Here is a 23196-nt window from a genome sequence, read left to right as displayed (position 1 = left end):
ATGCCGAGGGTGGCGCCGATCATACGGGGATGTGTGTACTTGATGGCTCGCGCCCGCCGCGAAGCACGGTAAGGCATCCTCTGTGACATGCGGAGGCTTGGCGCGGTGGGACTTCCTCCGGACGGGCTGGTGACGCCCGCAGCCCCGTACGATCCGAAAGAGACGGCCTAGGGGAGGGTCTGCGCGCACCAGATCGTCTTGCCGTTGGTGGTGTGCCGGGTGCCCCACCCCTGGGTGAGCTGGGCGACGAGCAGCAGGCCCCGGCCGCCCTCGTCGAAGTCGCGGGCCCGGCGCAGGTGCGGAGCGGTGTTGCTCGCGTCGGAGACCTCGCAGATCAGGGAACCATCGCGAATCAGACGCAGCCTGATCGGCGGCTCGCCGTATCTGATGGCGTTGGTGACCAGCTCGCTGACGACCAGTTCGGTGACGAATGAAGCCTCCTCCAGGCCCCAGGCGTCCACCTGGTCGACGGCGAACTTCCTGGCGCGCGACACCTGCGCGAAGTCGGGCTCGATGTCCCAGTCGGCGACGTGGTGGGGATCCAGCGCGTGAGTGCGAGCGAGCAGCAGGGCGGCGTCGTCGGTACGGCGTCCGGTGAGCATGGCGTCCATCACCGTGTCGCACAGGGCCTCCAGTGAGGTGGTCGAGTGGTCCAGGACCCGCCGCAGTTCGGCGATCCCCTCATCGACGTCGCGCTCGCGGCTTTCCACCAGTCCGTCGGTGTAGAGGGCGAGCAGGCTGCCCGCGGGCAGTTCGAGCTCGGTGGACTCGAAAGGCAGCCCACCGACGCCGAGCGGTGGGCCCGGCTGTGCGGCTACGGGGGTCGTGGTGCCGTCCGGGGAGATGACCAGCGGCAGCGGATGGCCGGCGCTCGCCAGCGTGAAGCGGCGGGAGATCGGGTCGTAGACCGCGTACAGGCAGGTCGCCCCGAACTCGCCCGTCGGCTCGAAGTGGCCGGTGGGCTGAAGATCGCTGGACAGGTGGATGACCAGGTCGTCCAGGTGGGTCAGCAGCTCGTCCGGCGGCAGGTCGATGTCGGCGAGGGTGCGGACCGCCGTACGCAGCCGGCCCATGCTGGCCGAGGCGTGCAGGCCGTGACCGACGACGTCGCCGACGACCAGGGCGACGCGGGCGCCGGACAGGGGAACGACATCGAACCAGTCGCCGCCCACTTCCGCTCCGGTCCCGCCGGGCAGGTAGCGGTATGCCACCTCGACCGCCTCCTGGGTCGGCACCCCCCGCGGCAGCAGGCTGCGTTGCAGCGTCAGCGCGGTCGTGCGCTCGCGCGAGTACCGGCGGGCGTTGTCGATGGCGACGGCTGCCTTTGCGGTCAGCTCTTCGGCGAGGATCAGGTCGTCGGCGGTGAAGGCCTCGGGCCGGTCCCGCCGGGAGAAGGCGACGACGCCGAGCAGCGCGCCGCGCGCCCGGAGCGGCGCGGTGATCCGGCCGGTCAGCCCGTCCGCGGCGATGGACCCGTCGATCAACGGGTTGCCGGGTGGCCAGTGGGCCGGGTCGGAGGCGAGCCCGGGCCCGAAGGCCCATTCGCCGCCCTGGCCGGGCTCAGCGGCGAGCTCAACCGTGGACCTGCCGGTGGCGATGCAGCGGGCGGCGACGGAACCGAGAGCGTGGCTGACCGGTGTCGTGGGCCCGGGAGCAGGGTCTGTGTCGTCATCCGCGCCGTGCTGGGCGGCACGCATGAGCACGATGGTCTCGCCGGGGGTGAACGCGGACACGGAGGGCGGTTCCTCGCCGCGCAGCACCTCGTCGAAGAGATCCACGGTGACGAGGTCGGCGAATCCCGGGACCGGGGTCGTGGCCAGTTCCAGGGCGGTGCCGATCACGTCGAGTGTCCGGCCGATGCCGCCGCTGGCCTTGTTGAGGATGAGCAGGCGCTGTCGAGCCCAGTACTCGGCGCTCATGTCGAATCCCCAGTTGGCGACCGCGCGGACCCTTCCCTCGGCATCTCGGACGGGCCATATGCTGGTGGCCCAGGCGTTGGCGTAGTTACTGCCGAGCGGGCGGAAGACGGTGATGAGACGCGCGGGCTTGCCCGTCCTCGCCACTTCGGAGAGCTGGTCGGTGTAGGGCTTGTCGTCCCTTTCGGGAAACAGCGAGCGGTCGAATTCGGGAAGCACCTCGCGGTACTTCTTACCGAGCACCTGCTCCTCGGTGTGCGCTATCACCCGGCCCGAGGAGGCGTTGATCCACAGGAACCGCAGCTCAGGGTCGTAGACGCCCAGAGCGAAGGGGCACTGCTCGAAGGCCCGGTCGGCGATCACCGGGCGGCTTCTCCAACGCTGGATGGTCACCACCTGGCCCAACGCCCGCCCGTCGGGGCCGAGCAGCGCGTTGGCCGCCACCACGGCGTCCACCGTGGAGCCGTCCCGGTGGCGCAGGGGGATGAACCCTGCGGGGTCGGCGCCGTAGCCCTCGGGGAAGCCGGGTGGTGGGCGATCGACCAACAGGTCGGTCACGGGCCGCCCCACGGCCTCCTCCGCGGTCCATCCCAGCAGCAGCCGCCCGGCCTCGCTCCAGCCGCTCACCATGCCGTCCGCGTCGACCAAGAAAGCGGCGGTCGGGGCATCCTGCTCGGCAGCCATCTCCACGCGCCACGCCTCCGTCCGGACAGCGGTGCTCGCCAGGACCGGTCCTCCGGCGGCTGCTTCCAGACTAGGTCCGCTCCGTCCGGCGCGCCCTGCGGTCACGGTTCGTATCGGGTGGCGAACAGCAAGTGACCGAGGCCCGGCTCACAGCCCTTGTGACAGCCGGTAGTACGCCTGGTTCCAGCGGAGATCGCGCCGGAACTGCTTCGGGGTGGTGGTCCCGTCGATGAGGGCGAGTTCGAGGCGGAGCATCTCCGCCAGGTCGTCGAGGTGGTCGGATGTGAGGGCGGTGCTGAGGACCGTGTGGTGCGGTCCTCCCGCCGTCAGCCAGGACTCGGTGGAGGTCCGCAGGTCGGGGTGGGGCCGCCAGACCGCGCGGGCAACGGGCAGGGCGGGCAGTGGGTGAGGGGGTGCCACCACGTCGATGTCGTTGGCGATCAGGCGGAAGCGGTCGCCGAGGTCGGCGAGGCCGACCACCACGGCCGGGCCGGGGGCGGCGTCGAACACCAGGCGCACCGGGTCCTCCCGGCCGCCTATGCCGAGGGGGTGGATCTCGCAGCGGGGCCTGGCGGCCGCGACGGTGGGACAGACTTCCAGCATGTGTGCCCCGAGGATGAGCTCGTTGCCCGGTGTCAGATCGTAGGTGTAGTCCTCCATGAAGGAGGTGCCGCCCGGCAGGCCTGTGGCGGCCACCTTGAGGGCGCGCAGCAGGACGGCGGTCTTCCAGTCGCCCTCCCCGCCGAAGCCGTGCCCCTGGGCCATGAGCCGCTGGACCGCGAGGCCGGGTAGCTGCCGCAGTCCGCCGAGGTCCTCGAAGTTGGTGGTGAAGGCCCCGAAGCCGCCCGTTTCCAGGAAGGTGCGAAGGCCGGCTTCGATGCGGGCCGCGTAGCGCAGCGAGTCGTGCCGGTCGCCTCCGGGGCGCAGTTCCGGCGCCAGGTCGTACAGGTCCTCGTACTCCTTGACGAGGGCGGTCACCTCGGTCTCGTCCGCGCCGTCGACCACCTCCACCAGGTCGTTGACGCCGTAGGTGTTGACGGAGACGCCGAAGCGCAGCTGGGCCTCGACCTTGTCGCCCTCGGTGACGGCCACGTCGCGCATGTTGTCGCCGAAGCGGGCGACCTTGAGGGTGGCCAGTTCGGATCGTGCGGCGGCCGCCCGCGCCCAGATGGCGATGCGTTCGGTCGTCACCGGGTCGGTGACGTGGCCGGCCACGGTCTTGCGGGGTACGCCGAGACGGGTCTGGATGTGCCCGAACTCCCGGTCTCCGTGCGCGGCTTGGTTGAGGTTCATGAAGTCCATGTCGATGGTGTCCCAGGGCAGGGCCACGTTCGACTGGGTGTGGAGATGCAGCAACGGCTTGCGCAGCGCGTCCAGTCCGGCGATCCACATCTTGGCCGGCGAGAAGGTGTGCATCCAGGCGATGAGCCCGATGCACCGGTCGTCGGCGTTGGCGTCGAGGCACACCCGGCGGATGGCGTCGGCGTCGGTCAGTACCGGCTTCCACACCACGCGCGCGGGCATGCCGGATGCGTCGGCCAGTGCGGCGGCGATCTGCCGCGACTGGTCGGCGACCTGCCTCAGCGTCTCCTCTCCGTACAGGCCTTGGCTGCCGGTGAGGAACCAGATCTCCTGGGCGGGGGATGCTTGGCTGGGCACATGGACTCCTGGAGGTGACGTTCCGCAACGCTGGCGAGGGCGGCGGGCGGGTGGGGAAGGTGGAACGGACAGCGGGGCGGGGTCAGCCCGCGGCGCGGGCCGTGTCGCGCATGCTCCTCAGGCGGTGCAGCAGGCCGCCGGTGGCGAAGTGGTCGTGCAGGATCCGGTACTCGGCGAACAGGGCGTCGTAGGCGTCGGCTCGCGAGGCGTCGGGTGTGTGGACGGCGGGCCGTCGGCGGCCCATGGCGGCGGTGGCCGCCCGCACGTCGGCGTGTGCGCCGGCGGCCACGGCGGCGTGGATGGCCGACCCCAGGGCGGGGCCCTGGTCGGACGCGGCGAGGGAGACGGGGCGGCGCAGCACGTCGGAGTAGATCTGCATCAGCAGGTCGTTCTTGGCCAGTCCGCCGGCGACGATGAACTCGTGCACCGGTACGCCGCCCGCCTCCAGGGCCTCCACGATGACGCGGGTGCCGAACGCGGTGGCTTCGAGCAGCGCGCGGTAGACGTCCTCGGGGCGGGTCGCGAGGGTGAGACCCACGACGACTCCGGAGAGGTGGTGGTCGACGAGGACCGAACGGTTGCCGTTGAGCCAGTCGAGGGCGACCAGTCCGTGGCCGCCGACCGGCTGTCGGGCGGCTTTCCGGGTCAGCAGGGTGTGCAGGTCCTCGCCGCGTTCGGCAGCCTCGGCGAGGTAGTCCGACGGGACGCCCTGGTCCAGTACCCAGGCGAAGATGTCGCCGACCGCGCTCTGTCCGGCCTCGTAGCCGTACGTCCCCTCGACGATCCCGCCGTTGACGACACCGCAGATGCCGGGAACGTCGGCGAGAACGGGGGCGTTCACGACGTGGCAGGTGGAGGTCCCCATGATGGCGAGCAGTTGACCGTCCTCGACGGCCCGGGCCGCCGCCGCGGTGACGTGGGCGTCGACGTTGCCCGCTGCCACGGCGATGCCGGGGCGCAGCCCCGTCCAAGCCGCCGCCTCGGCACTGAGGGAGCCCACGCGTGAGCCCAGCGCGGAGAGGGGGAACTCGAGGCGGGTACGTGCGAAGTCGGCGAACCGGGGGTTCAGCGCTGCGAGGTACTCCTCGCTCGGGTAGGCGCCGTCCTGGTGGATGCCCTTGTAGCCGGCCGTGCAGGCGTTGCGGGACTCGGTTCCGGTGAGCTGCCACACGATCCAGTCGGCGGCCTCGATCCACCGCGCGCAGGATTCGTAGACGAGCGGATCCTCCTCCAGGACCTGGAGGGCCTTCGCGAACTGCCACTCGGAGGAGATCCGGCCGCCGTAGCGGGCGATCCACTTCTCCCCGCGGGCGTGGGCGAGTTCGTTGATGCGGTCGGCATGCGACTGGGCCGCGTGGTGCTTCCACAGCTTGGGCCACGCGTGCGGCCGTCCGGAGAGCTCCGTCTCGGCGAGGGGAGTCCCGTCGGCCAGCGTGGGCAGGACGGTGCACGCGGTGAAGTCGGTGGCCATGCCGATCACCGCGGCAGGATCGATCCCGGCCGCCGCCAGGGCCTCCGGGACGGCGCGGCGCAGTACGTCCCGCCAGTCCTGCGGGTGTTGCAGGGCCCAGTCCGGAGGCAGTTGGGCACCGCCTTGCGGCAGGTTCCGGTCGATGACGCCGTGCTCGTAGGCGTGGACCGCCGCGGCCAGCTCCAGACCGTCGCGAACCCGTACCACCACGGCGCGGCCCGACAGTGTGCCGAAGTCGACGCCGACCGTGAACTGCTCCGATTCCTCGGGATACGGGGTGGGCGCGAGGAGATGGGGTGACGTCAACAGAGTGCCTTTCGAAGGAGCTGCGTGGCAGCGATCGGCCCGTGAGCCGGCCCGGCCGACGGAGTTGCCGCCCGTGATCCTGGCGGTAGGGCGGGTGTGATCCGTCCATAGTGTGAGCGCTAACAATGTCGATAAGCAAGAGGCTCGCGCAGGTTACGGTCTCGTTGCCGCGCCCGGCTCGGTAACGGACAGGTAACGTGCGCAAGAGGGTTGAGAACGTAGCTTGTTAACGCTCACAATGCGACGGCGCCCTCATCTCAAGGGCTCTCTCACCTGCCGACGCCTCTCCGTCCCCGCCTCCGTCCCCGCCCCACCCGACGCCGAGCCGATCCGGCCGTCGTGCGGCGAGGCACCCCTGGACTCTTCTTGGGCAAAGCCCGGCCCCCGCCGCGCGGCGCCTCTTCCGTGCACCCCGAAAGGACACTCGACATGGCCCGCAGAGCAGCTCTCGTCCTCACCGCCGCCCTTCTCGCCTCCTCGTTGACCGCCTGTTCGACGAGCAGCCCCGCCTCCAGCTCCCCCTCGGAGGCCAAGGCGGGATCCGGCAAGACGATCACGCTCGGCTTCGCCCAGGTCGGCGCCGAGAGCGGTTGGCGCACCGCCAACACCAAGTCCGTCCAGGAGGCGGCGAAGAAGGCCGGGATCACCCTCAAGTTCTCCGACGGGCAGCAGAAGCAGGAGAACCAGATCAAGGCGATCCGCACCTTCATTCAGCAGAAGGTCGACGTGATCGCCTTCTCGCCGGTCGTGGAGTCCGGTTGGGACACGGTCCTGAAGGAGGCGAAGGACGCCGGCATCCCGGTCATCCTCACCGACCGCGCCGTGGACACCAAGGACACCTCCCTCTACAAGACCTTCCTGGGCTCCGACTTCGTCAAGGAGGGCAAGTCCGCGGGCGAGTGGCTGACCGCCGCGTACGCGAACGATCAAGGCCCGGTCAACATCGTTGAGCTCCAGGGCACCACGGGCTCCGCACCCGCCAACGACCGCAAGGCCGGTTTCGCCGATGTCATCCGCGCCGACGGCAAGTTCAAGATCGTCGCCTCGCAGTCGGGCGACTTCACCCGCGCCAAGGGCAAGGAGGTCATGCAGGCGTTCCTGAAGTCCCAGAAGGACATCGACGTCCTCTACGCGCACAACGACGACATGGCCCTCGGAGCCATCCAGGCCATCGAGGAGTCCGGAAAGAAGCCCGGGACGGACATCAAGGTGATCTCGGTGGACGGGATCAAGGACGCCTTCGTCGCGATGACCGAGGGCAAGATCAACGTCGTGGTGGAGTGCAACCCGATGCTCGGTGACCAGCTGATGGAGCTGACCAAGAAGGTCGCGGCCGGGGAGAGCGTGCCGGCGCGCGTCGAGACCGTGGAGGGCGTCTTCCCGCAGGACAAGGCCGCGGCCGCGCTGCCGTCCCGGAACTACTGAGACCGCACGCTCCGGCGCGGGAGGAGGCCAAGGGGGCTTAGCCCCCCGTGCCTCCTCCGCCGTCCGGAGCCCGCTCCACCACCCCACCCACGAGAGGAGTGCGGATGGCATCCCCGTCCACCCCGCAGCCCGCGGACGACGCCGGTCCGCGGCCGGTCCTGGAAGCCCGGGACATCCGCAAGCAGTTCCCGGGCGTGCTCGCCCTCGACGGAGTCGACCTGCGGCTCTTCCCCGGTGAGGTGCACGCCCTGATGGGCGAGAACGGCGCCGGGAAGTCCACCTTGATCAAGGTGCTCACCGGGGTCCACCCCGTCGAAGGCGGCACCGTCCTCGTCGACGGCCGAGCCCACACCTTCGCGGACCCCCTCCAGGCGCAGCAGGCCGGAATCAGCACCGTCTACCAGGAGGTCAACCTCTGCCCGAACATCTCGGTCGCCGAGAACATCCTCATCGGGCGCGAACCGCGCCGGCTCGGTCTCATCCACTGGTCCGCGATGCGGCAGCGGGCGGCAGAGCTGCTGACGGAACTGGACCTCGACCTCGACGTCACCAGTCTGCTCGGTTCGCACTCCCTGGCGGTGCAGCAGCTGGTCGCCATCGTCCGGGCGGTGGACGTCTCGGCGAAGGTGCTCGTACTGGACGAACCCACCTCCAGCCTGGACCGCGAGGAGGTCGCGCAGCTCTTCGCCCTGGTGCGGCGCCTGCGGGACCGCGGTGCGGCCATCCTCTTCGTCACGCACTTCCTCGACCAGGTATTCGATCTCTGCGACCGGGTCACCATCCTGCGCAACGGCCGCCTGGAAGGCGAGTACCCCATCGGCGAACTCAATCCGGTGACACTGGTACAGCGCATGATCGGCGGAGAACTGGCCACCCTGGACCAGCTGTCCGAACGTGCCCACGAGGCAGCGGCCGAACGGGAGGCCGGCGAGCCGTTCCTCCGGGCCCGGCAACTGACCCGCACGGGCTCGATCGATCCGTACGACCTCGACATCCATGCCGGCGAGGTCATCGGACTGGCCGGCCTCCTCGGCTCGGGCCGCACCGAGGTGGCGCGCCTCCTGTTCGGCGCGGACAGCGCGGACGGCGGAGAGGTGACCATCGAGGGCGAGAAGGTGCTCCTTCGCACCCCCCGCCACGCCATCGCCCGGGGCATCGCGTTCTGCTCCGAGAACCGCAAGTCCGAGGGGCTGGTGGGTGAGCTCACGGTCCGCGAGAACATCGTCCTCGCGCTGCAGGCCGCCCGCGGCTGGGCCAGACCGCTGGCCCGTGCGAAACAGGACGAACTGGCCCGGCACTGGATCGAAGCCCTGGACATCCGCCCCGCCGACCCCGAAGCGCAGGTACGCAACCTCAGCGGAGGCAACCAGCAGAAGGTCCTTCTCGCGAGGTGGCTGCTGACCGAACCCCGGCTCCTGATCCTCGACGAGCCCACCCGGGGCATCGACGTCGGGGCCAAGGCGGAGATCCAGAAACTCGTGGCCCGCCTGGCGGGCGAGGGCACCGCCGTGCTGTTCATCTCGGCCGAACTCGAAGAGGTCCTGCGGCTGAGCCACCACATCGCCGTGCTCCGCGACCACCGCATGGTGGCCACCCTCACGAACGACGACGGCGTCACGCCCGAACGCATCCTGACCACCATCGCCACCGGATCGGACTCATGACCCCCCAGCCCGCCCAGTCCGAGGCGGTCCGCGGAATCGCGAGACGGCTGACCGGCCACCGCCTGCTGTGGCCGACGCTCATCCTGCTCGCCCTGCTCCTCGGCAACCTCGCGTTCCACCACGACTTCTTCGCCGTCCGGGTACGCGACGGCCACCTCTACGGCAGCCTCGTCGACATCCTCCAGTTCGGCGCGCCCCTCACCCTGGTCGCGCTCGGCATGACCCTCGTCATCGCCACCCGCGGCATCGACCTCTCGGTGGGTTCCACCGTCGCCATCGCCGGCGCCCTCGCCTGCGGGCACATCTCCACCGCCGCCCGGCCCGGCAGCGTCGCCACCATGCTCACGGCCGTCGCCCTCGCGCTCGGGGTCGCCCTCGTGCTGGGCCTCGCCAACGGCTTCCTGGTGTCGGGGCTGGGGGTACAGCCCATCGTGGCCACCTTGATCCTCATGGTCGCGGGGCGCGGCGTCGCCCAGCTGATCACGGGCGGCCAGATCATCACGGTGACCAGCGCTCCCTACAAGATGATCGGGGGCGGCTACTGGCTGACCTTCCCGTTCGCCGTCCTCCTGGCGGCCGCCCTCTTCGCGCTCACCGCCCTCATCACCCGTCGCAGCGCACTGGGCATGCTGATCGAGTCCGTGGGCGGCAACCCCGCCGCCAGCCGCCTGGTCGGCATCCGCGCCGGAGGTCTGCTCGCCCTCGTCTACGTCTTCAGCGCGCTGTGTGCCGCCGTCGCCGGGCTGATGATCAGCTCCAACGTCTCCAGTGCCGACGGCAACAACGCCGGCCTGTGGATCGAACTCGACGCGATCCTCGCCGTCGTCGTCGGCGGCACCGCCCTGACCGGGGGACGCTTCTCCCTCGGCGGCACCGTCCTGGGCGCGCTGATCATCCAGACCCTCTCCACCACCGTCTACACCCTCGGCGTCCCGCCCGAGACCACCCTCGTCTTCAAGGCCTTCGTCGTCATCGTCGTCTGCCTCGTGCAGTCCCCGGTCTTCCGGGCCAAGGTCCTGCGCCGCCGCGGAACGACGACTCCCCGCTCCCACACATCGTCGGGCGCCGCCCCGCAGCAGCAGGAGGTACGCGCATGAGTACCGGCATCGCGAGCGCCGCCGCTGGGCTCACCCGCCCCTTCGCGACCGTGTCCCCGCGCACCCGCACCCGTATCCCACTGATCGTCACGGCCGTCCTGCTGGTCGTCATGTTCGGCGTCGGATCGGTGCGCTACGAGGGCTTCCTCTCCGCGCAAGTCGTGCTGAACCTGCTGATCGACAACGGATTCCTGCTGGTCGTCGCGGTCGGGGCGACCTTCGTCATCCTCACCGGCGGCATCGATCTGTCCGTGGGCTCCATGGTGGCCCTGTCGACCATGCTCACCGCCTGGCTGGTCGAGTCGCACGGCTGGCCGCTGGCCGCCGTCATCCCCCTGGTCCTGCTGGTCGGCGCCGCGAGCGGGGCGCTCATGGGGTGGATCATCCACACCTTCGAGATCCAGCCCTTCATCGTCACGCTGGCCGGCATGTTCCTCGCCCGCGGTCTCTGCTACACGATCAGCACCGAATCCATCACGATCACCGACCCCACCACGGCGGGGATCGCACAGACCCGGCTGTACGGCCCGGGGGGACTGTTCGTCTCGATCCCGGTGGTCATCGCCCTGGCCGTGCTGGTGATCGCCTTCGTCGTACTGCACCACACGCGCTTCGGCCGCAACGTGTACGCGCTGGGCGGCAACGAGGCCTCCGCACGCCTGATGGGCCTTCCGGTGAGCTCCACCAAGATCGCCGTGTACGCCGTCAGCGGCCTGTGCTCCGCACTCGGGGGCCTGCTGCTGACCTTCTACATGCTCTCCGGCTACGCCCTCCACGCCATGGGCATGGAACTCGACGCGATCGCCGCCACCGTGATCGGCGGCACGCTGCTGACCGGAGGTTCCGGCTTCGTCCTGGGCACCGCACTCGGCGTGCTCGTCCTCGGCATGATCCAGACGGTCGTCAACTTCCAGGGCACGCTCAGCTCCTGGTGGACCCGGATCGTCGTCGGTGCCCTGCTGCTCGTGTTCATCGTGCTGCAACGCCTGATGGGCGGACGCCGCCCTGCCGCCGACTGACTCCCGGCGCCTCTGAGAGGTGGTGGCTCGGCTTCCCCGGCCGGGCCGCGTGGAGGTCCACGCGCGCGGCGCCCGTCCCGTCGTCGACGGGGTCACCCACCGGCCGGCCCGCGCGATGTGTGGGGTCATTCCCCGAGGGGAGAGCTCCTGCGGGCCGTGCTGGCGCGCACGATGAGCTCGGGCGCCACCACCAGGTGCGTCGACTCGTCGGTCCGGCCTTCGATGTGGTCCAGGAGCAGCTCGATGCTGGCGCGGCCGATCGAGGCGAAGTCCTGACGGATCGTCGTCAGCGGGGGCGGGAAGAACTCCGCCTCGGGGATGTCGTCGAAGCCGGCGACCGCCACGTCCTCCGGCGTGCGCAGGCCCGCTTCCCGCAGGGCCCGTAGCACGCCGAGTGCCATCTGGTCGTTGGCGACGAACACCGCGGTGAGGCCCGCTCCCCGCCCTCGTGACGCCCGGACCCGGCCCGCGAGCTGCTGGCCGGCCTGGTATCCCGACAGCGGACTCCAGTCGCCGCGCAGCAGGGGCGGCACCTCGGCGCCTGCCTCTCGCAGCGCGTCCTCCCACCCCTGGGTGCGGGCCTCGTTCTCGAGCCAGTCGGGAGGGCCTGCGACATGCCAGACGGTGGCGTGGCCCGACGCGAGAAGATGTTCCGTGATCAGGCGGGCGCCGAGGTTCTGGTCCAGCGAGACCCCCGGCAGGTCCAGGGTGTGGCCGCCTTCCACGGTGACCACCGGGCATGGTGCTTCCAATGCCGCAAGGGCCCTCACCGCGTCGCGTTGGGGAGTGACGGCGACGATCCCCTCCACGCCCCACCCGGCGAGGTGCTGCATGGCTTCGGCGAGGGCCGTCCGTGTGGCGGTCCGGAGCGTGACGGCGGACGTCAGGTAGCCGCGGTCGCGAGCCGCTTCCTGAACTCCCGCCACGGTGCTGGCGGGTCCGTGCAGAGTCGTGTTCACCGCGATGACGCCCAGCGTGTGGGTCCGGCGGGTGGCCAGAGCCCTGGCTGCCGAGTTGCGGCGGTACCCCAGCTGCTCGATGACCTGCGTCACGGCGGTCCGGGTCTTGGCGCTGACGTTCGGATGGTCGCTGAGCACCCGTGAAACGGTCTGGTGGGACACGCCGGCGACACGTGCGACGTCCGTCATCGTGGGCGCTCGCGAGACGTCAGGTAGCTGGGTCAACGCTCTTCCTCTCCTCGTCGAGCGGCTCGATGTTCGCGTTCACATTATGCAGCGAGGGTCGCATGTTGTGGGCAGGAATCTTCTCGTGCATCTTGAGATCTCTGCTTGTTAGCGCTCACAATTGGAGAGAGGGGGTAGCTGCGATCTCGCAGCAGCCGCGATGTCTGGCGCGGCCCCCGATCGGTCCAGCCCACTCATGCGCGATGGCCGGGCCTGCCGGACGTCGGCCCCAAGAAGCCTCCGCGCGTGTCGGAGAGACGGTGAGAGCGTAGTGAGCGAGACCCTCCTCAAGAACCTCCGTCGCGAGGTCCTCGCGGCCAACCTACGCATCCCGGAAGCGGGCCTGGCGACCCTCACCTGGGGAAACGTCAGCGGAGTGGACCGGGACGCCGGCGTCTTCGTCATCAAGCCGTCCGGGGTCTCGTACGCCGACCTCTCGGAGGAGGACCTCGTCGTGGTGGCGCTGGAGGACGGCCACGTCGTCGACGGGGACCTCAGGCCATCCACCGACACCGAAACCCATCGGTGTCTCTACCGGGCCTTCCCCTTCATCGGCGGTGTCACCCACACGCACTCGACGCACGCCGTCGCCTTCGCCCAGGCACGCCGCCCGATCCCCGTGCTCGGTACGACGCACGCCGACACCTTCAACGGCCCCGTCCCCGTGACGGCGGACCTCACCGCCGAGCAGTGCGCGAAGGACTACGAGTACAACACCGGACAGGTGATCGTCGCCCGGCTCGACGGCGACCCCCGCCGGGCCGAGGAGGTCCCCGGAGCGCTGGTCTCCCGACACGGCCCCTTCACATGGGGCGCCACCGCGAAGGCCGCGCTGGAGAACGCCATCGTCTGCGAGGCGGTGGCGGAGATGGCGCTGCACACGCTGGCGCTGGGGTCCCGCCTCGGGGACACCTCCGAACCGCCGAGGCACCTGCTGGAGCGGCACTTCACCCGCAAGCACGGACCGGACGCCTACTACGGCAACACCCCTCACGCGCCGGGCGTCTGATGTCCTTTGTCATCCAAATCGAGGCGTTGGACATCGAATCGTCGGGGTGAGCCGTACGCGGATGCCCAGTGTCCCGTCCGCTCTGCCGCGCAGTCGGCTGTGAAGGATCATGAGGCGTCCGACGATGCCGTACCTGCGGGCGCCGATCCGCTCCCAGCGCCGTGGCGAACAGGGGGAACCCAGCCGGTGTAGACGCCTGCGATGAAGCGGCGCAGGTTGTCGGCGTCCGCCGGACCTGCCGGGCTCCCCTGCGTCAGTTGCCGTAGGCCGTCTCCGAGCGCAATGGCGGCGGCCAGCAGCAGGCAGGCATGGACGATGACGTCGGCCGGCGCGAGGCGGCCCACCACGTCCTCACCCCCGTCACCGGTAACATCCGCATCTTGCCCGGGTGGACCGACCCGGACGGCCGACACCGGCTCCACCCCACCCAGCGCACCGCACGGCACGCACCAGCCTTCCGCGCCGGGTGCGCCCCTGCGACCGGGAGGCGATTCGGCGTCCGATGCGGCGCACCGTTCCCATCCGCCACCTCCCGCAGAGCGCGGCGACCGGCGTTTACACCAGCGGCGCGAACGCCACCGCCAGCGACCTCCTGGTGCGTGAGCCCTGCCGGAATTGCAGAGTGGCACCTGTTTCGGGAAGGCGGTGTTGACCGCGACGCGTTTGGAGTCGGGAGGGCGCAAGGCGAATGCGGTGGGAAACCGGGCCGCCCACCTTCACCTGTGCGATGTGCTCCCGCTCGCCAAATAGTCAAGGCGCATTAAAGTATCGAAAAAATCGAGCAAAATTAGCTGCGCGGGTCGCCGGGAAATGTGAGGTGAGATGGTGTGCGGGGCGTGATCGATTCCCGAACGCTCGATTTGGTGAGAATTCTTCGGGTAGTCCTCTGAGAAAATTCTGAGTATGCATCCAGCACCTTCTTCGGAACCGGTAAAAGTATTGCGGGCCCGAAGCGCCAGGTGTGTGGTTCTCCGTCCTGGAGGGCAGGCTCGGATACGCGGGACCTTCCGTGTGTCACGGACCGTCGAATGAAGGGCAATGGCGCATGAGTTCCCAGTTGGACGTCAGCGTTGTGGTGCCGGTGCACAACACACTGCGCTACCTGCCACGATGCTTCGCATCGGTCCTGGCGCAGACTCTGGGACAGGAGCGGATCGAGGTCATCGCCGTGGACGACGGTTCGACCGACGGGTCGGGGGCCTGGCTGGATGCCTGGGCCACGTCGCACCCGAACGTCTCGGTCATCCACCAGAACGCCTCCGGTGGTGCGGGGCGCCCCCGCAACCTCGGCATTGAGGTGGCCGCCGGCAGGTACCTGTTCTTCCTCGACTCCGACGACCGCCTCGGCGATGAAGCCCTGCAGCGGTTGGTCGCCATGGCCGACGAAAACGGCTCCGACATCGTGTACGGAAGAATCGTGGGGGTCAATGGGCGAAGCGCGCCTGTTGATCTGCGGACTACGTGTGCCGACGTGAGCATCTTCGATTCGCCGGTCTACTGGACCCTCGCGGCCTACAAGCTGTGGAGGCGCACCCTGATCGATGCGTACGGTCTGCGTTTCGCCGAGGGAAGGCTGGTCAACGAGGACCTTCCCTTCGCGGTGGAGGGGCTGATGCGCGCCTCGAAGGTTTCGGTGGTCGCCGATCACGACTGCTACTACCTGGAAGGACGTCAGGACGGCAGCAACGCCATGAGTCAGGACCTGGACTGGCCCGAGCAGCTCCGCTTCGTCGGTGACGTCCTCGATCTCGTCGCCGCCCACGTCCCCGCCGGGCCCGACCGCGACAAGCTCATGCGGCGCCACTTCCAAGGAGAAGTCCTCGCACCGTTCGGCCCGCACTACCTGACGCGTGACGAGGCCGGCCGTGCCGCCATGGCGGAGGCCGCCGCCCCCCTCGTGGAACGGTGGCTCACCGAAGGAATCCTGACGCGGATGCCGCCGGGCCTGAGGCTGCGCGCCCACCTGCTGCGCACGGGCGACCTCGCCGCTCTGACAGCGGTGATCGCGGCCGAGGCCGCTCCAGAGGGTGTGTCGACGATCGTGGTCGATGGGCGGGCCTACGCCGGCTACCCCGGTTTCCGGTCGTCGGCCACCGGGCTGCCGGACTCCCTCTTCGACCTCACCGCGAAGGTCGTGCTCCACCAGGAGGTCACGGACTACCACTGGGACGGGCCCGTGCTGCGGCTCACCGGGCGAGCCGTGCTCGGAGGGGTGGCCGGCCTCCCCGGCCAACGCGCGGGGATACTTCTGCGCCAGCAGGACTCCACGTACCGAATACCGGCTCAAATCGCCGAGGACGGCGGCTATGAGTGCGCCATAGACATAGGGCGGGTGGCGGACGGCCACCCGTTGCCAGCGGGGATATGGACGATGCGGGTCGTGGTCGATGCCGATGGACTGTGCAAAGAGGCTTGGCTGCCACGGCCGACCCGCGAAGGCCCGGCGGCTGTGGACCGAGGCGCTCTGCCTGTTGGCCGTGGCCGTGGCCGGGGGCCGGGTACCACCACTGCGGCAGTGTTCCAGAGTGAAAAGTACGGGCACCTGAACCTGGACGTCGGCGTGGACGGAGAGCCGATGGGGGCGAGCGCCGCCGGAGAACCGTGCCGCGCAACAGCGAGCTCCGCGAGCTCGATGGACCAGAAGACCACTCACCCTCTTCCCCGGGCACACTCGACGAAGGCCCCGGGGGCGGTGGTGCGCGAGGTCCTCCGCTCCATCGTCCGGCGCTCGATGGCTCGAGTCAGAGCCATCGAACCCCACAGGGGATGAGGCAGTTCGCGAGGGAGTGCGCCTCGGCGCGATGCCGCTGCGCCGTTTCCGCGCTCACACCATGCGGGCACTCAAGGTGCGGACCACCTCGGCCAGGACCTTCTCGCGCCAGTTCTCGTTGGACTCCGGGTACTTCCCCACGCTGTCTGCGGTCGACGAGCCGCCCACCTCGAACTCGTACGGGCCCTGGTGGCAGACCATGCCGGCGGACGAGCTCTTGGTGTAGCAACCTGCCGCACCCAGCGAGTCGTTGAGGTCCCGGAACTTGGTGGCGCCCTGACCGGCCTGCTTTGCTTCGTATTCACGGTCCTTGGCGTAGGCATCTGCCACGAGAGCGGGATCGGCGACGGTCTTGAAGTCGATGCGGATGCTGCTGTTGCGCTTGCTCTCGTACTTGGCGGGCAATCCGAATTCTGTGTTGCAGCCACCCGTCGGCACGTCGCCCGTAGTTCCTGGATCCGACTTGCCGAGCGGATTGAAGTTGATGACGGTGACCTTGACCGGCTTGCGTTCGAAGCCCTTCGCCTGCGGCAGGATCGCGCGGATCTCCTCATCGCCCAGCACCTCGCACGCGTTGGGCCACTGATCGACAGGCAGCGAACCTCCTCGTGCGGGCTGTGCGCCGATCCGTGCGCCCGACGGCTTCGCCGGCTCGAACTTCAGCTGCGGCGGCCCGCTGCTGCAGGCGGTCAGCAGGACTCCGACGCACACACCGGTCGCGGCGACCAGGACGGAACGGCTCGGATTCGTCTTCGACACGCCCAACTCCCCTTTTCGGATGCGGGGGATCCCCCCTTGGGCTTCATTCTGGACGTTCACGCGTCTACGCCTGCGTCGGTCCCGCCATGTGCCTTGTGATCTTTTCGACAGTGGCGCCCGCCGAGTCCGGCTACGCCGCCGCCGTCCGCAATCCGAGGGCGACCAGCACCGTACCCGTCAGCCGCGCGGTTCCGCGTCGAAAGCGCGGGGTCTCGAAGGCCTTGCGCGTCGCCGCGACGAGCGACGTCAGCAACAGCAGCCAGAGGAGGACCACCGTGGCATGGGCGGCCGCCAGTACGGCGATCTGCGGAGCGATCGCGTCATGTGGCGTGAGGAACTGTGGAACGAGGGTGAGGTAGACGGAGGCGGCCTTGGGGTTGAGGACGTTCGACCACAGGCCCTGACCGAACCCTCCCAGGCCGGCCCACGGCGAGCGCAGGCGTCGAGGCCTTGCCGGGGCCGTGTCCGCTCGTGCGGAGCGCCACGTAACGACTCCCAGCCAGACGAGGTAGACACCACCGAGGACCTTCACCACGGTCAAGGCTCTGGCCGAGGCCATGACCAGTGCCGAAAGGCCGACCGCTGCGAACGTCGCGTGCACCAACAGCCCGCAGACCGTGCCGAGGGCGACCAGCATGCCGTCATGCCGGGAACCGGAGATCACCTTCTGGCTGACCAGGGCGAAGCTGGTCCAGAGGATCAAGGCGAGTGGTGTCACCGCCGCCACGAAGCCGAGTACTTGATGCCAATGCATCCGGTGAGGCTATCCCGGTCCGTGACGGGCGTGCCGGGCGTGGCGGCGTCAACTGGTCACCTCTGCAGTCCCTTTGGCGGTGCACTCGTCACATGTGGATCAGTGGATCAGTGGGTCAGTAGACGTCACGGACGTAGCGCTTGTCGCCGGCCATCTGCCGTACGTACGCGGCAGCCGACTCCGCGTCCATGCCGCCGTGCGCACCGATGATCTCGTGCAGGGCCCGGTCGACGTCCTTGGCCATGCGGCCGGCGTCGCCGCAGACGTACAGGTGGGAGCCGTCCTGCAGCCAGCGCCACAGGCGCGGGCCGTGCTCGCGTATGCGGTCCTGGACGTAGATCTTGTTGCGCTGGTCGCGGGAGAAGGCGACGTCGAGGCGGTCCAGGTGCCCGGAGGAGAGGAAGGATTCCAGCTCCTGGCGGTAGTAGAAGTCGGTGGCCTCGCGCTGTTCGCCGAAGAACAGCCAGTTGGGGCCGGTGTGTCCGTTGGCCCGGCGGTCCTCGAGGAAGCCGATGAACGGCGCGACTCCGGTACCCGGACCGATCATGATCATCGGGGTGGGGGATGCGGCGGGCGGGCGGAAGTGCGGCGAGCGCCGTACGAACACCTGCACCGGACCGTCGTCGGCGCAGTCCGCCAGGTAGGTGGAGCACACACCCTTGCGGTCCCGGCCGAGCTCGTTGGTGTAGCGGACCACGGAGACCGTCAGACGGACCTCGCCGGGGTGGGCGAGGGGGCTGGAGGAGATGGAGTACAGGCGGGGTTGGAGTCGCTTGAGGACTCCGGCCCACTCGGCCGCGCAGGCCCGGACGGGGAAGGAGCCGATGACGTCGGCGGCCTGCCGGCCCCAGCTCCACTTGGCCAACTCGCCTTTGCTGTCCGGACGCAGCAGCCGCTGGAGGTCGCGGTCCCCGGTGCGGGCGGCGATGAACTTGAGGAGGTCCGGGGTGATGCGGGCTATGTCGAAGCGGGTCCGCAGGGCTTCGCCGAGAGGGATGCCGCCGCCGTCGGGAAGGACGAGGGTTGCCGCGGGGTCCAGGCCGGTGAGGGCGAGCCATTCGGCAACGAGTCCGGAGCCGTTGGTCGGCCACACCCCGAGGGCGTCCCCGGCCTCGTACGCGAGCTCTCCGCCACGGGTGTCGAAGGCGAACTGCCGGACCTCCTTCTGTGATCCGGGCAGGCTGAGCAGGCGGTTCCCCACCAGCAGGGTGGCGAACGGGGATGCCTTGGAGTGGACGGTGGGTGCGGTGGGCTCGGCAGTCGGGGGCGACGCAGGACCGGCCGTGTCGACCGCCGTCCGTGCCGGGACCGTCCTGGGCAGGCGGTCGGCCTCCTCGGCGAGGGCGCCGGCGACCCGCTCGAGCCACTGCCCGGCGGCTTCGTCGTAGTCGGGCTCGCAGTCGGTACGAGGGTGCAGGCGGGTGGCGCCGAGTTCAGCGATGCGTTCGTCCAGGCGGCGGCCGTGGCCGCAGAAGTCGTCGTAGCTGGAGTCGCCGAAGGCGAGTACGGAGTAGCGCAGGCCGTCCAGGCGGGTGGCATCGGAGGCGGCGAGGGCCTGCCAGAAGCCGGCGCCGTTGTCCGGGCTGTCGCCGTCGCCGAAGGTGCTGGCGATGATCAGCAGGTCGCTGTCGGTGGTGAGTTGAGCGGGCGTGGTGTCGGACATGGCGAGCAGGGTCGGGGTCCGGCCGGCCCGGTCGAGGCGGGCTCCCGCGGTGGCCGCGAACTCCTCGGCGTTACCGGTCTGCGAGGTCCACAGCACGATCAGTCGCCGGGGCGGGGCTGCCTCGGGGGCGGTCGATGCCCGGCTCGGCGAGGCGGGAGCGAGGGGCGCGGCGGGGGGAGCAGCGGGGGGAGCGCTGCGAGAGAACATGCCCGCCAGCACGCCGTCCACCCAGAGCGCCGTCGCGGGGGCGAAGGGCGCGTTCGCGGGAAGTACGGGTACGCCGCCGGGCGGAGCCTGGGCGACACCGGCGAGGTACCCGGCCAAGTACCGTCGCTCCGGCTCCTCCAACGTCGGTCCGGTGAGATCGGGCAGACCGAAGAAGGTGGCGAGAGCGGAGACGGCCGTGGCCACCCCGCCGGCCTGCGCCGCGGCGGTTAAGCCCTGTGGCTGCGGCGCAGGGACGGGCGCCGCCGTGGTCGCGGGGGCCGGTACGGACTCCGGGGACTGTGGCGCGGCGACCACGCGCAGCGCCACGGCGCAGACCTTGAACTCGGGCTGGAAGGAGATCGGGTCGACGGCGTCGTTGGTGACGGCGTTGATGCTGAGGTACTCGCCGAACAGGTCGTTCCAGTGGAACGGTGCGAAGCAGTTCCCGGGGCGCACCCGGTCGGTGACGACGGCGGGCAGGAGCGCGCGTCCGCGCCGGGAGGCGACCTCGATGTGGTCCCCGTCCTCGGCTCCCATGGCAGCGGCGTCGTCCGGGTGGAGTTCGACGAACGGGCCCGGGTTCAGCTTGTTGAGCTTGGCGACCTTGCCGGTCTTGGTGAGGGTGTGCCACTGGTGTTGCAGGCGGCCGGTGTTCAGGACGAACGGGTAGTCGTCGTCGGGGAGTTCCGCGGCGGGCAGGTGCGGGCGGGCGAAGAACTGGGCCCGGCCGGAGGGGGTGGGGAACGCCAGTCGGGGGCGGCTGCCGTCCGCGCGTTCCAGCAGGTTCTGGCTGACGCCGTCGTTGAGGTAGCGGATCGGGTTGCGGTCGTCGCCCTCCGGGGACGCGGCCGGCCACTGCACGGGGGTCTCGCGCAGGCGCTCGTAGGTGACGCCCCGCAGGTCCCAGCCACGTTCGTCTCGGTTTCGGCGAACACGTCCTGTGCGATGACGAGTTCGGCGGCCTCCAGGCCGGCGATGACGGTCCTGCGATTGGCGACGGAGGCGACCGGGTTGGTGCAGATGATCCAGCACGCCTTGATGTCACCGGCGGCCATCTGCTCGAACATCTCGACCGTGCCCCGGCCCACCTCGGTGCGCAGGGTGCCCGCTTCCACTCCCCACAGATCCTCGATGAAGGCCCGCTCCTCGTCCACGAGGACCGAGCGTTGGCCGGGCAGGCCCGGCCCCATGTATCCCATCTCGCGTCCGCCCATCGCGTTCGGCTGACCGGTCAGCGAGAACGGACCGGAGCCCGGACGGCAGATCGCCCCGGTGGCGAGGTGCAGGTTGACCAGGGCGTTGGTGTTCCAGGTGCCGTGGGTGGACTGGTTGAGTCCCATGGTCCAGCAGCTCATCCACTCACCCGCCTCGCCGATCCACCGAGCGGCCTGCCGGATGTCCGCCTCGGGTATGCCGGTCGTCTCGGCGACCCGTGCCGGGGCGTAGTCCGCGAGGAAGGAGGGCATCTCCTCCCAGCCGTCGGTGAATTCGGCGATGAAGGCCTCGTCGGTGTGCCCGTTCTCGACGAGGAGGTGGAGGATTCCATTGAGGAGCGCGAGGTCAGTTCCCGGCTTGATCTGGAGGAACAGGTCGGCCTTGTCGGCGGTGGCATTGCGCCTCGGGTCGACGACGATGAGCCTCGCCCCGGCCGATTTGATCCGGTCCATCATCCGGAGGAACAGGATCGGGTGGCAGTCGGCCATGTTGGCGCCGATGACGAAGAACGCGTCGGCCCGGTCGAAGTCCTGGTAGGAGCCGGGGGGTCCGTCAGAGCCCAGCGAGAGCTTGTAGCCGGTGCCCGCGCTGGCCATGCACAGCCGGGAGTTGGACTCGATCCGGTTGGTCCGTACGAAGCCCTTGGCGAGCTTGTTCGCCAAGTACTGCGCCTCCAGGGACATCTGCCCGGAGACGTAGAAAGCGAGCGCGTCGGGGCCGTGCTCGTCCAGGAGCGTGCGCAACCGGCCGGCCACGGCGGTGATCGCCGTGTCCACGTCCGCCTCCGCGGGCTCGGCACCCCGCTCCGCACGGATCAGGGCCTTCTCGGCCCGTCCGGAGGCGGCCATCATGTCGGCGCTGGTCGACCCCTTCGTGCAGAGCCGCCCGAAGTTCGTCGGATGGACCTTGTCACCGGAGACCTTCCTGGCGATGCGCCTGCCGGTGGAGGCGTCCCGGCCGATGTCGAGAACGATCCCGCAGCCGACGCCGCAGTACGAACAGACCGTACGCACGCTCTCCGCCTTCGAGTCCGGCGTCGTCGTCAACGGGACTCCTTTCCGGACCAGCGGTCCTCGCCCCGCGCACGCCCTGTGAGCTGTGGCAGGTGTGGGAGGAATCCCACGACCAAGATCGTAGGAAGCCCGCATTACCGGGCCGTCACGCGCTGCGGGTGTGGGGTGTAAACCCGGCCGCACATCATTCGCTCCTGTGCTGTGAGTGCCGCTCACGGACGTCCGACGGGAGACATCGCCATCCGCCCAAAATTCAATGGAGCCCTATTCCTGTGGGCTGTTAACTTGCTCCCGCCCGCAGTCGCCCCCCGGCAAGGACGTGCCGATGTACACCAAGTGAGACCCCCCGAGCGCTGAACCGTCGCGCGTCGCACCTGTGCGCCGTGCTCCTTTTCGCTGCGGTCCTCTCACTGGAACCGGTGTATCTCCATGTCCAGAACCTGGGTGGTCGTCCCCACCTGCTGCAACTACAACTACAACGACAACTACAACGCCCCCGGCTCGGCCGCCGAACTGCTCCGGATTCCGGGCCTGCGGCGCCGAGACCTGGGTGTCTCGGGTCCAAGCGACCGGCCGGCCTGGCAGTCGCCGTACGGTCCGCCGTCGCACCGGGCGCGCCGCGGCCGGTGGGCCCCTGTGCCGGGGGTGGCCAATCCCCGGTCCACCCTGCCGCGCGAATACCTGTGCGGCCGGTGCGACTGACAGCCGAAGGTCTCGGCTGAGCCCTTCCAACCCGGGGCCCGGGGCCTGTCCTGCGGCATCAGATCTGCTGGACAGGCCCAGAGGAGCCGGCCCCGCCGGTGGCGTCGCGCCGTGACGGGCAGACGACAGCCCTCCGCCCTGCCGCCTGGCCGGCGGTCACTCGCCGTCCGGCGGCCAGGTGGCGCGGTCGCGGAGGTGGTGGAACTCCGTCAGCTCGCAGGCGAGGACGTCGAAGTGCGGGAGCGGGGCCCACAGTCTGCGCTCGCCGATGACGTAGAGGCGGCGCTTGGCGCGGCTCGCGGAGACGTTGAGCAGGTGCGGGGTGCGGGCGCCCCAGTCGCGGGCGCCGGGCCGGCCGCCGCCGAGCACCAGGACGACGACATCGGCTTCCTTGCCCTGGGCCCGGTGGACCGTGGCGCACCGCTCCTCGATCAGTTCCGACGTCCAGCCTTCGCGGCTGCGGCAGCCGAGATGACGGACGTGTCCTCGATGGGCCGGCCCTCGTCGTCCAGGACCAGCGCGAGCATCGCGCTCTGAAGATCAGCTGCGCCGCCGAATCCACCGGACCGTCAGCAGGCCCGGCCCCGGTGGAGTTCAGCAGGTTTCGCAGGGGTCGGGAGGGTGCAGGAGAGGACAAGGGGAGCCGGGCAATGTGGACAGGAGCAGGAGTCGACCGGCA

15 protein-coding genes and 1 pseudogene are annotated in these 23196 nt (G+C 69.8%); 7 read left to right on the top strand and 9 right to left on the bottom strand.

Annotated features, from left to right (window positions below):
• Window positions 1-167 precede the first annotated feature (167 nt).
• From AC3IYJ_RS04235 to araB, 3 genes are all read right to left on the bottom strand, one after another.
• Window positions 168-2600, bottom strand: a complete 2433-nt coding sequence (locus tag AC3IYJ_RS04235) for a SpoIIE family protein phosphatase (RefSeq protein WP_489399998.1) — start codon at window positions 2598-2600, stop codon at window positions 168-170.
• 147 nt (window positions 2601-2747) lie between these two features.
• Window positions 2748-4259, bottom strand: coding sequence for an L-arabinose isomerase (gene araA, locus AC3IYJ_RS04230; RefSeq protein WP_489399997.1), 1512 nt, complete (start codon window positions 4257-4259; stop codon window positions 2748-2750).
• 82 nt (window positions 4260-4341) lie between these two features.
• Window positions 4342-6036, bottom strand: coding sequence for a ribulokinase (gene araB, locus AC3IYJ_RS04225; RefSeq protein ID WP_489399996.1), 1695 nt, complete (start codon window positions 6034-6036; stop codon window positions 4342-4344).
• Window positions 6037-6465: 429 nt separating this feature from the next.
• Here araB and AC3IYJ_RS04220 point away from each other — a divergent pair, with 429 nt between their 5' ends.
• The 4 genes from AC3IYJ_RS04220 (at window position 6466) to yjfF (ending at window position 11241) form a co-directional block, all read left to right on the top strand.
• The gene (locus AC3IYJ_RS04220) at window positions 6466-7461 is read left to right on the top strand and encodes an ABC transporter substrate-binding protein (RefSeq protein WP_489399995.1); all 996 of its coding nucleotides are present in this window, start codon (window positions 6466-6468) and stop codon (window positions 7459-7461) included.
• Window positions 7462-7565: 104 nt separating this feature from the next.
• Window positions 7566-9125 (top strand): sugar ABC transporter ATP-binding protein, encoded by a 1560-nt coding sequence (locus tag AC3IYJ_RS04215; RefSeq protein WP_489399994.1) that lies wholly within the window; start codon window positions 7566-7568, stop codon window positions 9123-9125.
• Window positions 9122-10222, top strand: a complete 1101-nt coding sequence (locus tag AC3IYJ_RS04210) for an ABC transporter permease (RefSeq protein ID WP_489399993.1) — start codon at window positions 9122-9124, stop codon at window positions 10220-10222. The genes AC3IYJ_RS04215 and AC3IYJ_RS04210 overlap by 4 nt, the downstream gene beginning before the upstream one ends.
• Window positions 10219-11241 (top strand): galactofuranose ABC transporter, permease protein YjfF, encoded by a 1023-nt coding sequence (gene yjfF / locus AC3IYJ_RS04205; protein ID WP_489399992.1) that lies wholly within the window; start codon window positions 10219-10221, stop codon window positions 11239-11241. Before AC3IYJ_RS04210 ends, yjfF begins: the two co-directional genes overlap by 4 nt.
• Before the next feature lie 125 nt (window positions 11242-11366).
• Here yjfF and AC3IYJ_RS04200 read toward each other — a convergent pair whose 3' ends face one another.
• Window positions 11367-12425 carry a LacI family DNA-binding transcriptional regulator gene (locus AC3IYJ_RS04200; protein ID WP_489399991.1) on the bottom strand — a complete coding sequence of 353 codons (1059 nt, stop codon included), beginning with the start codon at window positions 12423-12425 and terminating at the stop codon, window positions 11367-11369.
• 271 nt (window positions 12426-12696) lie between these two features.
• On the opposite strand from AC3IYJ_RS04200, the gene araD reads away from it, so the two are divergent.
• Window positions 12697-13434 carry an L-ribulose-5-phosphate 4-epimerase AraD gene (gene araD, locus AC3IYJ_RS04195; RefSeq protein ID WP_489399990.1) on the top strand — a complete coding sequence of 246 codons (738 nt, stop codon included), beginning with the start codon at window positions 12697-12699 and terminating at the stop codon, window positions 13432-13434.
• Between the two features lie 107 nt (window positions 13435-13541).
• Here the strand turns inward: araD and AC3IYJ_RS04190 are convergent, their stop codons facing one another.
• The gene (locus tag AC3IYJ_RS04190) at window positions 13542-13781 is read right to left on the bottom strand and encodes a hypothetical protein (protein ID WP_489399989.1); all 240 of its coding nucleotides are present in this window, start codon (window positions 13779-13781) and stop codon (window positions 13542-13544) included.
• Window positions 13782-14479: 698 nt separating this feature from the next.
• Here AC3IYJ_RS04190 and AC3IYJ_RS04185 point away from each other — a divergent pair.
• Window positions 14480-16204 carry a glycosyltransferase family 2 protein gene (locus tag AC3IYJ_RS04185; RefSeq protein WP_489399988.1) on the top strand — a complete coding sequence of 575 codons (1725 nt, stop codon included), beginning with the start codon at window positions 14480-14482 and terminating at the stop codon, window positions 16202-16204.
• Window positions 16205-16258: 54 nt separating this feature from the next.
• Here AC3IYJ_RS04185 and AC3IYJ_RS04180 read toward each other — a convergent pair whose 3' ends face one another.
• The 3 genes and pseudogenes from AC3IYJ_RS04180 to AC3IYJ_RS04170 all read right to left on the bottom strand — a co-directional run bounded on the left by AC3IYJ_RS04180 (window position 16259) and on the right by AC3IYJ_RS04170 (window position 21848).
• Window positions 16259-16963 carry a hypothetical protein gene (locus tag AC3IYJ_RS04180; RefSeq protein ID WP_489399987.1) on the bottom strand — a complete coding sequence of 235 codons (705 nt, stop codon included), beginning with the start codon at window positions 16961-16963 and terminating at the stop codon, window positions 16259-16261.
• A gap of 130 nt (window positions 16964-17093) precedes the next feature.
• Entirely contained in the window at window positions 17094-17717 is a 624-nt protein-coding gene (locus tag AC3IYJ_RS04175) for a LysE family translocator (RefSeq protein ID WP_489399986.1), read from the bottom strand.
• Window positions 17718-17832: 115 nt separating this feature from the next.
• Window positions 17833-21848: pseudogene (locus AC3IYJ_RS04170) on the bottom strand (bifunctional nitrate reductase/sulfite reductase flavoprotein subunit alpha).
• A 396-nt stretch (window positions 21849-22244) separates the two neighbouring features.
• On the opposite strand from AC3IYJ_RS04170, the gene AC3IYJ_RS04165 reads away from it, so the two are divergent.
• Window positions 22245-22517 carry a hypothetical protein gene (locus AC3IYJ_RS04165; RefSeq protein ID WP_489399985.1) on the top strand — a complete coding sequence of 91 codons (273 nt, stop codon included), beginning with the start codon at window positions 22245-22247 and terminating at the stop codon, window positions 22515-22517.
• Between the two features lie 156 nt (window positions 22518-22673).
• On the opposite strand, the gene AC3IYJ_RS04160 is transcribed toward AC3IYJ_RS04165, so the two are convergent.
• Window positions 22674-22886 carry a hypothetical protein gene (locus tag AC3IYJ_RS04160; protein ID WP_489399984.1) on the bottom strand — a complete coding sequence of 71 codons (213 nt, stop codon included), beginning with the start codon at window positions 22884-22886 and terminating at the stop codon, window positions 22674-22676.
• Between the last annotated feature and the right edge of the window lie 310 nt (window positions 22887-23196).

This window comes from Streptomyces sp. GL_140, assembly GCF_057834465.1.
The sequence above is the reverse complement of the archived record's forward strand: the minus strand, read 5'-3'. Positions and strand labels throughout refer to the sequence as shown.